Annotated in this window: 12 protein-coding genes; 11 read left to right on the top strand and 1 reads right to left on the bottom strand. The window is 37.0% G+C overall.

What is annotated here, in order from left to right:
- Both EUBELI_RS05165 and EUBELI_RS05160 read left to right on the top strand, forming a co-directional pair.
- Entirely contained in the window at window positions 1–273 is a 273-nt protein-coding gene (locus EUBELI_RS05165) for an ACT domain-containing protein (protein WP_012739304.1), read from the top strand.
- A gap of 23 nt (window positions 274–296) precedes the next feature.
- On the top strand, window positions 297–1,661 hold the full coding sequence (locus EUBELI_RS05160; RefSeq protein WP_012739303.1) for a PFL family protein: 1,365 nt from the start codon (window positions 297–299) through the stop codon (window positions 1,659–1,661).
- Between the two features lie 58 nt (window positions 1,662–1,719).
- Here the strand turns inward: EUBELI_RS05160 and EUBELI_RS05155 are convergent, their stop codons facing one another.
- On the bottom strand, window positions 1,720–2,931 hold the full coding sequence (locus EUBELI_RS05155; protein WP_012739302.1) for a nucleotidyltransferase: 1,212 nt from the start codon (window positions 2,929–2,931) through the stop codon (window positions 1,720–1,722).
- Between the two features lie 207 nt (window positions 2,932–3,138).
- Between EUBELI_RS05155 and pta the strand changes: the two genes are divergently transcribed.
- From pta to smc, 9 genes are all read left to right on the top strand, one after another.
- Window positions 3,139–4,134 (top strand): phosphate acetyltransferase, encoded by a 996-nt coding sequence (pta, locus tag EUBELI_RS05150; RefSeq protein WP_012739301.1) that lies wholly within the window; start codon window positions 3,139–3,141, stop codon window positions 4,132–4,134.
- Between the two features lie 27 nt (window positions 4,135–4,161).
- Complete coding sequence (locus tag EUBELI_RS05145) at window positions 4,162–5,361, top strand: acetate/propionate family kinase (RefSeq protein ID WP_022098628.1); 1,200 nt, start codon at window positions 4,162–4,164, stop codon at window positions 5,359–5,361.
- Between the two features lie 133 nt (window positions 5,362–5,494).
- The gene (locus EUBELI_RS05140; protein WP_012739299.1) at window positions 5,495–6,019 is read left to right on the top strand and encodes a YceD family protein; all 525 of its coding nucleotides are present in this window, start codon (window positions 5,495–5,497) and stop codon (window positions 6,017–6,019) included.
- A 3-nt stretch (window positions 6,020–6,022) separates the two neighbouring features.
- The gene (gene rpmF, locus EUBELI_RS05135; RefSeq protein WP_022098626.1) at window positions 6,023–6,202 is read left to right on the top strand and encodes a 50S ribosomal protein L32; all 180 of its coding nucleotides are present in this window, start codon (window positions 6,023–6,025) and stop codon (window positions 6,200–6,202) included.
- Between the two features lie 111 nt (window positions 6,203–6,313).
- Window positions 6,314–6,835, top strand: coding sequence for a hypothetical protein (locus EUBELI_RS05130; RefSeq protein WP_012739298.1), 522 nt, complete (start codon window positions 6,314–6,316; stop codon window positions 6,833–6,835).
- Window positions 6,836–6,910: 75 nt separating this feature from the next.
- On the top strand, window positions 6,911–7,924 hold the full coding sequence (gene plsX / locus EUBELI_RS05125; protein ID WP_012739297.1) for a phosphate acyltransferase PlsX: 1,014 nt from the start codon (window positions 6,911–6,913) through the stop codon (window positions 7,922–7,924).
- Between the two features lie 20 nt (window positions 7,925–7,944).
- Window positions 7,945–8,178 carry an acyl carrier protein gene (gene acpP, locus EUBELI_RS05120; RefSeq protein ID WP_012739296.1) on the top strand — a complete coding sequence of 78 codons (234 nt, stop codon included), beginning with the start codon at window positions 7,945–7,947 and terminating at the stop codon, window positions 8,176–8,178.
- A gap of 102 nt (window positions 8,179–8,280) precedes the next feature.
- Window positions 8,281–8,994 carry a ribonuclease III gene (gene rnc / locus EUBELI_RS05115; protein ID WP_012739295.1) on the top strand — a complete coding sequence of 238 codons (714 nt, stop codon included), beginning with the start codon at window positions 8,281–8,283 and terminating at the stop codon, window positions 8,992–8,994.
- Between the two features lie 13 nt (window positions 8,995–9,007).
- Window positions 9,008–12,577 carry a chromosome segregation protein SMC gene (gene smc, locus EUBELI_RS05110; protein WP_012739294.1) on the top strand — a complete coding sequence of 1,190 codons (3,570 nt, stop codon included), beginning with the start codon at window positions 9,008–9,010 and terminating at the stop codon, window positions 12,575–12,577.
- Window positions 12,578–12,579 lie beyond the last annotated feature (2 nt).

Below are 12,579 nucleotides of genomic sequence, written 5' to 3'. Positions count from 1 at the left end.
ATGAAAAAATGTGTAATTACTGTTGTAGGAAAAGATACTGTTGGTATTATTGCCAGAGTATGTACTTATCTTGCTGATACAAAGGTTAATATCCTTGATATCTCACAGACTATTGTTTCAGGATATTTTAATATGATGATGATTGTTGATATGTCTGGTTCTATAAAGAATTTTGACAATGTTAATGAAGATCTTAATAAGCTTGGCGAAGATATTGGTGTTGTAATTAAATGCCAGCGTGAAGAAATATTTGACATGATGCACCGTATCTAAGAAAGTGAGGAGACTTAAATACTATGATTAATATTATGGAAGTTACAGAGACTAACAAAATGGTCGAGAAAGAGAACCTTGATGTAAGAACTATTACTATGGGTATTAATCTTCTTGACTGTGCTGGTCCTGATTTAGCTGAGGTTAATGAGAAAATATATAACAAAATCACAACTCTTGCTAAGGATTTAGTTTCAACCGGAGAAGAGATTGCAAAAGAATTCGGTGTTCCTATTGTTAATAAGAGAATATCAATTACACCTATTTCTCTTGTTGGTTCTTCTGCATGTAAGACACCTGAGGATTATGTTACTATTGCGAAAACTCTTGATAAAGCGGCTCATACTGTTGGTGTTAATTTCATTGGTGGTTATTCAGCAGTTGTATCAAAAGGTATGACTAAGAGTGATGAACTTTTAATAAGATCAATTCCACAGGCACTTGCACAGACAGAGCTTATATGCAGTTCTGTTAATGTCGGTTCAACAAAGACTGGTATTAACATGGATGCAGTAAGACTTATGGGCGAGATAGTTAAAGAGACAGCAGAACTTACTAAGGATAAAGATTCTTTAGGATGTGCCAAGCTTGTTGTGTTATGTAATGCCCCTGATGATAATCCTTTCATGGCTGGTGCATTCCACGGTGTTACAGAAGATGATGCAATTATAAATGTTGGTGTCAGCGGTCCTGGTGTTGTTAAATACGCACTTGAGAGTGTAAGAGGAAAGAGTTTTGAGGTTCTTTGCGAAACTATCAAGAAGACAGCATTTAAGATTACAAGAGTTGGACAGCTTGTTGCACAGGAGGCTTCTAAGAGACTCGGTGTACCTTTTGGTATTATTGACCTTTCACTTGCACCAACTCCTGCTGTTGGAGATTCAGTAGCAGAGATTCTTGAAGAAATCGGACTTGAGAGAGCCGGAGCACCTGGTACTACAGCTGCACTTGCAATGCTTAATGATCAGGTTAAGAAGGGCGGTGTTATGGCATCTTCTTATGTAGGCGGACTTAGTGGAGCATTCATCCCTGTATCAGAGGATCAGGGAATGATTGACGCGGTTAATGAAGGTTCACTTACAATTGAAAAGCTTGAAGCCATGACATGTGTATGCTCAGTTGGTCTTGATATGATAGCTATTCCAGGTGACACACCTGCAACAACAATTTCAGGGATTATTGCTGATGAAGCAGCTATTGGCATGGTAAACCAGAAGACAACAGCTGTAAGAGTTATTCCTGTTGTAGGAAAGGGCGTTGGAGAGACAGTAGAATTTGGCGGACTCTTAGGTTATGCACCTATTATGCCTGTTAATAAATTTGACTGTTCTGCATTCGTGAACAGAGTAGGAAGAATTCCTGCACCAATCCACAGCTTTAAGAACTAATTAAGAATTAAGAAAAAAACACCGGATGAATCATATGATTGGTTCAGCCAGTGTTTTTTTATATTCTTATTATATTCTGTTGTAATTCATTCTTCATTACATACCCATACTTTTCATATACAGCCTGTGCATATATGTCAGAACATGCAAAGTCAAATATAAGTTCTTTTTTATAATCAGCAGCCTTGGTAATGAAAGGCACATCAAGTTCTTTCTTGATGCTTCCAAGATACTGTTGTCCGGTTTTATTAAATCCCAGTAATCTTATATATGGTATATTATTGTATGAATCGGACATTGATTTCCTTATTTCAAGAATTATATGCATGATACAGCGGCATATTCTTGAATATACTATATTTTTTGATTTAACTTTCATTGCAAATTCTGTGATATTGTCTCTTCCTGTAAATGCAGCTACAAATCTGTTTGCGATGTCCGGACTGATATCTTCATATTCAGCAAGCTTTTCAGCAAAGTCTGTATTATTAATGTTACATATCTGCTTAATAAATAACATTTTATGATTAAATATATTACTGAAATCATCAGGAAATAAAGGACAACTCTTTGAATTGCTGATTTCTTCATACATACCGGCAGTAAGGTATGTTTTTAATTTGTCATGTTCATCTGACATAAGCATTTTTCTTATTCCAAATGCACTTGCATATTCAGCGGTATCTGAGTCGTCATTGTAGCCAGCACCTTCACGAAGCACTGGATAATATGTCATGTTAAGGTTGTTGTAAAGAATTGCTTTTATATATTCAATTGCAAGAATGTTATTAGAACCTGTAATTATGTCCTTACATTCAGGCAGATATTCCAGAAGAGCAGTCTGTCTTGCCGCAGGGTATGAGAGCCCCTCTGCAAGAGCTTTGTTAAGAATTGCCTTATATTCAGGCGATTCTGATATTATAGTACGGCTTATCTTTGCCAGACAATCTGCATTATCAGTTTCAGCACCAAAACAGATTGAAGCGGCTTTCATTTCATTAAGTGTAAGAACTGCACCTTTAGCAAAATTCTCTGCACTTGATAATGCGTAGTATACAGGTAGTTCAACAACGATATCAGCACCAGCTTTTAATGCAGCACTTGTTCTTGCATACTTATCAATTACTGCCGGTTCACCACGCTGCACAAAATTGCCGCTCATAACAACGATAATACAGTCAGCCTGCGAAATCTGTCTTGTTTTATTCATCTGATATACATGTCCTGTGTGTAATGGGTTATATTCTGCAACAATTCCGCATGCTTTCATGTAGTGTCTCCTTTATGTTTTTATTATATTTTACTGAAATCGTACATTTATGTCAAAAATATTGCTGAATTTAGTCAATGTATCGTTTTTAAAACATTTTTAAGTGCCAGACGACCTTGTTTTCGACTAAAAATTGGTATATAATTTTTGTCAGAGTTCAGTATTTTTACTGAAAATTTACTTTTTTATAAGGAGGAGTCATTAATCATGGCATTTATTGACACAATTAAAGAAAGAGCAAAGGCAGACAAGAAGACTATCGTATTACCAGAGTCTATGGATAAGAGAACTTATGAAGCTGCTGAGAAGATTTTAAAGGAAGGCATTGCTAATTTAGTTATCATTGGTACTCCTGAAGAGATCGAGAAGTATGGTAAGGGCTATGACATTTCTGGCGCCACAATCGTAGATCCATTTAACGATCCTAATAAGCAGAAGTATATTGATAAATTCGTTGAGTTAAGAAGCAAGAAGGGTGTTACACCTGAGATGGCTAAGGAACAGATGGAGAAGGATTACATGTACTATGCATGCCTTATGTGTAAATGTGGAGATGCTGATGGAGCAGTATCTGGTGCATGCCACTCAACAGGTAACACAATCCGTCCAGCTCTTCAGTTATTAAAGACTAAGCCAGGTATCAGCTCAGTTTCAGGTTTCTTCCTTATGGAAGTTCCAGACTGTGAATTCGGTGAGAACGGTCTTTTTGTATTCGCTGACTGTGCTGTAAGCCCAGATTATGATTCAGAGAAGCTTGCTGAGGTTGCTAAGCTTTCTTCAGATTCATTCAAGAGCTTTGTAGGAAAGGACGCTAAGGTTGCTATGCTTAGCTTCTCTTCATACGGAAGTGCTAAGCATGACAGAGTAACTATGGTTGCTGATGCTGTTAAGATTGCAAAAGAAAAGTACCCAGATATCACTGTTGATGGTGAGCTTCAGTTAGATGCTGCTTTAGTTCCAGAAGTTGCTGCACTTAAGGCACCTGAGAGCCCAGTAGCTGGTAAGGCTAATACACTTGTATTCCCTAACCTTGAAGCTGGTAACATTGGTTATAAGCTTGTTCAGAGACTTGCTAAGGCTGGAGCTTATGGTCCTGTTCTTCAGGGACTTTCTATGCCGGTTAACGATCTTTCAAGAGGATGCTTTGCTGACGATATCGTTGGTGTAGTAGCTATGACAGCAGTTCAGGCTCAGAATGCATAATTAACATTTTTAAGGAGAATTTTTGTAATGAATATTTTAGTATTAAACTGTGGAAGCTCATCTCTTAAGTATCAGCTTATTAACATGGATGATGAGAGCGTAATCGCAAAAGGTCTTGTAGAGAGAATCGGTATTGAAGGTTCTGTTCTTACACATAAGCCAACTGGAAAGGATAAGTATGTTGTTGAGACTCCTATGAAGGATCACAATATCGCAGTTAAGCTTGTACTTGATGCTCTTCAGGATGCTGAGCATGGCGTAATCAAGTCTACAGATGAGATTGCAGCAGTAGGACACAGAGTACTTCACGCAGGTGAGAAGTATATCGAGTCTTGTCTTGTAACAGAGGATGTTAAGAAGGTTGTAAGAGAGTGCTTCGACCTTGGTCCTTTACATAACCCAGCTAACCTTATCGGTATTGAAGCCGTTGAGGCAGCTATGCCAGGCAAGCCAAATGTAGCTGTATGGGATACAGCATTTGGTGGAACAATGGAGCCAAAGGCTTATCTCTATGCTATTCCTCGTGAATACTATGAGAAGTACGGCGTAAGAAGATATGGTTTCCACGGAACAAGCCACAGCTTTGTTTCTAAAGAGACAATCAAGTTTGCTAACCTTGATCCTAAGACAGCTAAGGTTATCGTATGCCACCTTGGTAACGGTGCTTCAATCTCAGCTTCTGTTGGTGGTAAGTGTGTAGATACTTCTATGGGTCTTACTCCACTTGAAGGACTTATCATGGGAACACGTTCTGGTGACCTTGATCCGGCTATCTTAGAGTTCTTATGCAACCATGAGAACCTTACAATAAGCGAGATGCTCAATATCCTTAACAAGAAGTCTGGTGTACTTGGTATGTCAGGCGGAATCTCAAGTGATTTCAGAGATCTTAATGCTGCAGCTAACGACGGTAACGAAATTGCTAAGGTTACACTTGAAGCTTATGCTTACAGAGTAGCTAAGTATATTGGTGCTTATACAGCAGCTATGAACGGTGTTGATGCCATTACATTTACAGCTGGTGTTGGTGAGAATGCTGCATGGCTTCGTCCAATGGTAGCTAAATATCTTGGATACCTTGGTGTTGAACTTGATGAAGCTGCAAGCGAGAAGGCTTGTGGAGTAGAAGGAATTATCTCTACACCAGAATCTAAGGTTAAGCTTTGCGTAATTCCTACTAATGAAGAGCTTGCAATCGCAAGAGAAACATTAGCATTAGTAAAATAATTGACATATTCGCGAAAAATATTGAATTTAAGTGAATTTGTTGTTGACAAAGACAGGGAGCATGCGTATAATTGACAAGGTGTGGATTAGCGCATGCTTTTCCTATGCATAATAGTATGAATTGGAGACAATTATGCTAATTGATTTAAGAGAGCTTTTATCCGGTTCACAGGATGAAAGAATAGAAAAGGTTTCAATTGAATCAGATAGCTTTGACACTGGAATCGCTAAGTATAGTATACTTGAGAAGCCAGAGTTTGAACTTTGCATTACCAGAATTGCTAAGAATAAGCTTGAGATTAAAGCTGAGAGCTTTGTTGTTCTTGATATTCCATGTGACAGATGTTTAGAGTCTGTTCCTACGAAAGTAGAGTACAGTGTTAATGAAATCGTTGATTTCTCAGACAATGCTGCCGGAGAAGAAGCAAAGGAAGAAAAAGACTATATTGGTGGATACGAACTCGACGTGGACAGATTAGTTTTCGGCGAAATACTTATATCCATGCCGGGTAAGACATTATGTACCCCTGATTGCAAGGGGCTATGTTCTATATGCGGACACAACCTGAATGTTTCAGAGTGTGGCTGTGACCGAGAGTCCCTGGATCCAAGAATGTCTGTTTTCAAAGATATTTTAAAGAATTTTAAGGAGGTGTAACATATGTCAATTTGTCCAAAGAATAAATCTTCAAAGGCAAGAAGAGATAAGAGAAGAGCAAACTGGAAGATGGCTGCTCCAAATCTTGTAAAGTGCTCAAAGTGTGGCGCTTTAATGATGCCTCATAGAGTATGCAAGTCTTGTGGTTCTTATAACAAGAAAGAAATCATCTCTGTTGACTAATTGTTTATTAAAATGTATTTTAACAGGCTGTCCCATTGGGGCAGCTTGTTTTGTTTTATAAAGAAATGTGTTATAATATGTGGGATTTTGATAAAGGGAAGGCTTTTGATTATGAAAGTGAATAAAATACTCGCATTTATGTTTATATTAGAATTATGTATTATCCCATTACAGGGGTGCGGTGCAAAAAGTACAACTGTAGATTCAACAGAAACTCAGGAGACTCAGGCACAGATAGATGATGCTTATGGCAAAGGTCTTAGTTTTACATACAATGATTATGCTGATAATGTGTTATCTTTAAGTTATAATCTTAAGCAGAATGCGGATGGAAGCTGGCAACTGTCTGTCAGCGGACAGAATGCCCATGTAAATGGAACAAAAGTGATATCTGATAATAATGCCAATGGATTTTTCTATTATCTTTTGCATGAAACTAATATAGTCACTTATAAAGATTATAATAAAACAGATGATTCAATAACTTCTGATGTTGCGTGGTGGTTTAATCTTAATATATATTATGACAAGGATTCTATCGTTGCATATGGTTATATGATGCATCCGTCTGATTATGATGATATCAGAGTTCAGATTACTGAATATCTTAATGATTTATTTAAAAATGCTTAAGGTTGCGTTAATTTGATATTCGTAGTATATTTTACAATAGTATTTTAATGATTAATATGAAATGGAGTTTAATTTATGGTAAAAATCGCACTTGACGCTATGGGTGGAGATAATGCACCAGCAGAGATTGTCAAAGGAGCAGTACAGGCTGTTGCTGCTGATAAGGACTGCTTTGTATATCTTGTAGGTAAGGAAGATAAGATTAAAGAATGTCTTAACGGACAGCAGTATGATTCATCAAGAATAGAGATTGTTAATGCTGATGATGTAATTGAAACAGGTGAACCTCCTGTTATGGCTATAAGAAGAAAGAAAGAGTCATCTCTTGTTAAAGCAATGTATATGGTTAAGAATAAAGAAGCTGATGCATTCGTATCTGCCGGAAGCTCAGGAGCAATCCTTGTTGGTGGTCAGACTATAGTTGGAAGACTCCGCGGAGTTGACAGACCACCAATGGCAGCACTTATCCCTACTAAGGATGGTGTTTCACTGCTTGTTGACAGTGGTGCTAATGTAGATGCAAGAGCAACTATGCTTGTACAGTGGGCTGTTATGGGTTCTATATACATGGAGAATGTTGTTGGAATTAAGAATCCAAGAGTTGCAATTGTCAATGTCGGACTTGAGGAAGAAAAGGGTAATTCACTTGTCAAAGAAACATATCCAATGCTTAAAGAGTGTCCTAACATTAATTTTATAGGAAGTATTGAAGCAAGAGAGATTCCTAACAGCTATGCAGATATCATTGTATGCGATGCATTTGTTGGAAACTGTATCTTAAAGCTTTACGAAGGAGAAGCCAAGATGATACTTGGAAAGATTAAGGGCGTTATGATTTCATCATTAAAGACTAAGATTGGCGCACTTCTTATCAAGAAGTCATTAAAGACACAGCTTAAGTCAATGGATGCTTCAGAACACGGTGGCGCTCCTCTTATCGGTCTTAACGGTCTTGTTGTCAAGACTCATGGAAATGCTAAAGCTAAAGAGGTTAAGAATTCATTAATTCAGTGTGTAACATTTACAAAAATGAATATAAATGATAAAATTATTGAGGCGCTCAGTCAGATTCCAGAGCAGCATAATTAAAGATTGAAAGGATAGATATTATGGAATTCGAGAAGTTACAGAATATTATTGCAGATGTACTTAACATTGATAAATCAAAGATTACTCCAGAGACAACATTTGTTGATGATCTTGGAGCAGATTCATTAGATGTATTTCAGATTATCATGGGAATTGAAGATGAATTCGATATCCAGATTCCTGATGATGCAGCTGAATCAATTGTAACAGTTAATGATGCGGTTGTTCAGATTCAGAACGCAACTAATAAATAAACCATACAGATTGTGATGAAAACTAAGAGCATAAGGAGCAAATATTCTTGCATAATTTGTTCCTTATGCTCTTGTTTTCAAAAGTTCGCAGAAAGGTGTATTATGCATAATAAAAATTTATCTGTGTTTATGCAGACTATTGGTTATGATTTCAAAGATATAAGTCTACTTGAAGTTGCTCTTACTCACAGTTCTTATGCCAATGAGCAGAAAAAAGGAAATTGCTGTGATAATGAAAGAATGGAATTTTTAGGTGATGCTGTTCTTGAACTTTCATCAAGTGATTATATATATAAGAATCACGCTGAGATGGCTGAAGGAAAGATGACAAGACTTCGTGCCAGCATTGTATGTGAGCCTACACTTGCTTTATGTGCAAGAGCTATTAAGCTTGATACATTTATAAGACTCGGTAAAGGAGAAGAGCTTACCGGAGGAAGAAGCAGGGATTCTATCGTATCAGATGCCTGTGAAGCTGTTATAGGAGCCATCTATCTTGATGGTGGTTTTGCTAATGCAAAAGAATTTGTTAATAAGTTCATTCTTAATGACCTTGACAATAAGAAACTCTTTTTTGATAGCAAGACTATATTACAGGAAGTTATTCAGGGACTTGGAAAAGAAGTTGATTATGAATTCATCGGTGAAGAAGGTCCTGAACATAACAAACAATTCGTTGTAGCTGCTGTAGTTGACGGGCTTTTTAATATTAAAGGAACAGGCCATACTAAGAAATCAGCATCTCAGAATGCGGCATATGCTGCACTTATCGAGCTTAAGAATAAAGGCTACGATATCAACTCTGATAAGAAATAATAAGTGAGGGGTTATGTATTTAAAAAGTATAGAAGTACAGGGATTTAAGTCATTTGCTAATAAGATAGTATTTGACTTTCATAATGGTATTACAGGTATTGTAGGACCTAATGGTTCAGGTAAAAGTAATGTCGCCGATGCTGTGCGCTGGGTTTTAGGCGAACAGAGTGCCAAGCAGCTTCGTGGTTCTAAGATGGAAGATGTTATATTTGCAGGAACTGAGAACAGAAAGCCGGTTGGTTTCGCATTTGTATCTATAACACTTGATAACAGCGACCATGCACTTCCGGTTGATTACGATGAAGTTACAGTATCAAGAAGAGTATACCGTTCAGGTGAGAGTGAATATCTTATCAATGGTAACTCATGCCGATTAAAAGATGTAACAGAAATGTTTTATGATACCGGTATTGGTAAGGAAGGATATTCTATTATCGGACAGGGACAGATTGATAAGATTCTTTCTGGAAAGCCTGATGAAAGGCGAGAGCTTTTTGATGAAGCCGCTGGAATTGTTAAGTTCAAGAGAAGAAAAGCTACTGCAATCAAGAAACTTGAAAATGAGCGGGCTAATCTTGTCCGTGTTAATGATATTTTATCAGAGCTTGAAAAACAGGTCGGACCATTACAGGTCCAGTCTGAAAAGGCCAAGGAATATCTTGAATATAAAGCTGATTTAAAGAAATATGATGTTAATGCATTTCTTTTGGAATCAGACAGGATAAGCAAAGATCTTGAAGAACTGATAGGAAAGATTGGCATTGCTGATGAAGACCTTTCCAATTCAAGAGCTGAGTATGAGAGTACCAAGGCTGAATATGAAGAAGCTGAGGAACAGCTTTCTAAGGTGAATTCCGACATTGAGAATGTTAATTCACTTTTGTCAAACACTGAGCTTGAAAGCCAGAGACTTAATGGTGAGATTAATGTTATCACAGAGCAGATTAACAGATTCACTGATAACGAAAAGCATTACAGTGATAGAATTACAGCTATTGATAAAGATAAAGCTGCAAAGCAGACCAATGTAGCTGATTTTAAGAAACAGCTTGAAGAACTTTCAACATCTGTAGAAGAGTTCGAGAATAATCTTAAAGCAAAACAGAATGCTGCTGATGTTATAAAGCAGGATATTGACGGAGTGTCAGATCAGATTGAAAGCCGTCAGAATGATATCTATGACAGACTTAATGCCAAGTCTTCTATTAATGCTGAGAATCAGAAGTTTGCAACCATGCTTGAGCAGCTTAATATAAGAAAAGCTGAGCTTAACAGTCATCTTATTAAAGATAAGAGTGATGAAGCTGAACAGAACATTAAGATTAATGATATCGGTGCAAGATTAGAAGCTGCACAAAAAAATGCTTTGGAAATAGCTGAAAGAATTGCAACCAATAATGATAAGGTAACAGCAATTAAGAATGAAAATGCTGACCTTAATGCACAGCACGATAAGATTGTACAGAATTATCACAGAGAAAAATCAAGGCTTGAATCTCTCATTAACATTACTGAAAGATATGACGGTTATGGCAACAGTATCCGTAAGATTATGGAATTAAAGGACAGCAATTCCGGAATTCTTGGTGTTATTGCAGATATTGTAAAGGTTGAAAGAAAGTATGAAACAGCTATTGAGACAGCATTAGGCGGAACAATACAGAATATTGTTACTGATAAGGAATCTACTGCTAAGGAGCTGATTGCATATCTTAAGCAGAATAAGCTTGGACGAGCTACATTTTTACCACTTAATGCAATATCAGGAAGAAATACTCTTGAGAAAGAGCCATGTATTAAAGAAAATGGTGTTATAGGAATTGCAAGCAATCTTGTAAGAGTTTCTTTTGAATATGAGAACTTAGCTAAGTATCTTCTTGGCAGAATTCTTGTTGTTGATAATATTGATAATGCGCTCCTTATTGCCAAGAAATACAAGTATAGCTTAAGAATTGTAACTCTTGAGGGTGAACAGCTCAATCCGGGCGGTTCAATGACCGGTGGTGCATTTAAGAATTCAAGTAATCTTCTTGGTAGAAGAAGAGAGATTGAAGAACTTAAGAAATCTGTGTCAGAACTCAGTAAATCATCAACTGAGCTTAAAACTAAGATTGCAGATAACAGAGCTAAGATAGCGTCTATAAGAGAGCTTATTGACGCAGATAACAAAGCTAACAGAGAGGTGTCTTTAGCTGTTAACACAGAGCAGATGAATCTTAATCAGGCAAAGCAGAAGTTATCTGAAATCAGAATTATATATGATAAAGATAAGGCTGAAACTACTGAGATTGACAGACAGATTAAGGAGATTGATGAGAATAAGAATCAGGTAAGCGGAAGCTTAAGTGCGCTTGATATACAGAATGAAAGCTCAAGAAAAGAAATTGAGAATCTTAACAAACAGCTTGAAGCAAAGAAGGCTGAACTTGATAAGGCTAATGATGATATTGAGAATCTTAAGATAAGATTCAGTTCGGTAGAGCAGAAGACAGCATTTATTCAGGAAAATATTATAAGAATCAATTCTGAAATTGCTGCTCTTGAATCAGAAGAAGCTGATATAAGACAGAGAAAAGAATCTTTATCATCAGAAGTTGAAGATAAGAATGCACAGATTGAAAAGTTAAGAAGTGATATTCATAAAGCGAAGAATCAGATAGAAGACTGCAATACTAAGATTACAGCTCTCCGCAAGGATAGAGATATTATTAATGCAAGCCATAAGACATTCTTTGATAAACGTGAAAAGATTAATGAACAGATTGTTCTTCTTGAAAAAGAAAGTATGCGTCTGCATAACCAGCAGGAAAAGTTAGAAGAAGAGAATGACTCTATAGTAGATTACATGTGGAATGAATATGAGCTTACATACAGCTATGCTGCTGAATTAAGAAGTGAAGAGCTTACTGATATATCTGATATTAAGAAGCAGATTAACATTCTGAAAGCCAATATTAAAAAGCTTGGTGTTGTTAATGTCAATGCTATTGAAGAATATAAGGAAGTAAGCGAACGATACAACTTCTTAAAGACACAGCATGATGATATGATTAAGGCTGAAGAGGCTCTGGTACTGGTTATTGATGAGCTTGATAATGGTATGAGAATTCAGTTTAAAGAGAAGTTTGAAGAAATTAAGGTTGAATTCGACAAGGTATTCAAGGAATTGTTCGGTGGCGGACGAGGCACAATAGAACTTGTTGAAGGTGAAGATATTCTTGAGGCAGGAATTGTTATTATTTCACAGCCGCCAGGAAAGAAGCTACAGAACATGATGCAGTTATCCGGTGGTGAAAAGGCACTTACTGCAATCGCACTTCTTTTTGCTATTCAGAACCTTAAACCTTCACCATTCTGTCTGCTTGATGAAATTGAGGCCGCACTTGATGATTCTAATGTAGGAAGATATGCTAATTATCTTCACAAGCTTACAAAGCATACACAGTTTATTGTTATCACTCACAGACGAGGAACAATGGCTGCAGCTGACAGACTCTATGGTATAACTATGCAGGAGAAGGGTGTATCTGCACTTGTTTCTGTAGACCTTATAGCTAATGACCTTGACAAGAAGAAGGAGTAAAT

Source organism: [Eubacterium] eligens ATCC 27750 (assembly GCF_000146185.1).
In the GTDB taxonomy this organism is placed as follows: Bacteria; Bacillota; Clostridia; order Lachnospirales; family Lachnospiraceae; genus Lachnospira; species Lachnospira eligens.
Note: the sequence above shows the minus strand (reverse complement) of the source record. Positions and strands in the feature narration are given on the sequence as shown.

Bases quoted from the DNA above. Each gene is read 5' to 3' on its own strand.
- EUBELI_RS05165 (WP_012739304.1), top strand. From the start codon at position 1: ATGAAAAAATGTGTAATTACTGTTGTAGGAAAAGATACTGTTGGTATT.
- EUBELI_RS05160 (WP_012739303.1), top strand. From the start codon at position 297: ATGATTAATATTATGGAAGTTACAGAGACTAACAAAATGGTCGAGAAA.
- EUBELI_RS05155 (WP_012739302.1), bottom strand. From the start codon at position 2,931: ATGAAAGCATGCGGAATTGTTGCAGAATATAACCCATTACACACAGGA.
- pta (WP_012739301.1), top strand. From the start codon at position 3,139: ATGGCATTTATTGACACAATTAAAGAAAGAGCAAAGGCAGACAAGAAG.
- EUBELI_RS05145 (WP_022098628.1), top strand. From the start codon at position 4,162: ATGAATATTTTAGTATTAAACTGTGGAAGCTCATCTCTTAAGTATCAG.
- EUBELI_RS05140 (WP_012739299.1), top strand. From the start codon at position 5,495: ATGCTAATTGATTTAAGAGAGCTTTTATCCGGTTCACAGGATGAAAGA.
- rpmF (WP_022098626.1), top strand. From the start codon at position 6,023: ATGTCAATTTGTCCAAAGAATAAATCTTCAAAGGCAAGAAGAGATAAG.
- EUBELI_RS05130 (WP_012739298.1), top strand. From the start codon at position 6,314: ATGAAAGTGAATAAAATACTCGCATTTATGTTTATATTAGAATTATGT.
- plsX (WP_012739297.1), top strand. From the start codon at position 6,911: ATGGTAAAAATCGCACTTGACGCTATGGGTGGAGATAATGCACCAGCA.
- acpP (WP_012739296.1), top strand. From the start codon at position 7,945: ATGGAATTCGAGAAGTTACAGAATATTATTGCAGATGTACTTAACATT.
- rnc (WP_012739295.1), top strand. From the start codon at position 8,281: ATGCATAATAAAAATTTATCTGTGTTTATGCAGACTATTGGTTATGAT.
- smc (WP_012739294.1), top strand. From the start codon at position 9,008: ATGTATTTAAAAAGTATAGAAGTACAGGGATTTAAGTCATTTGCTAAT.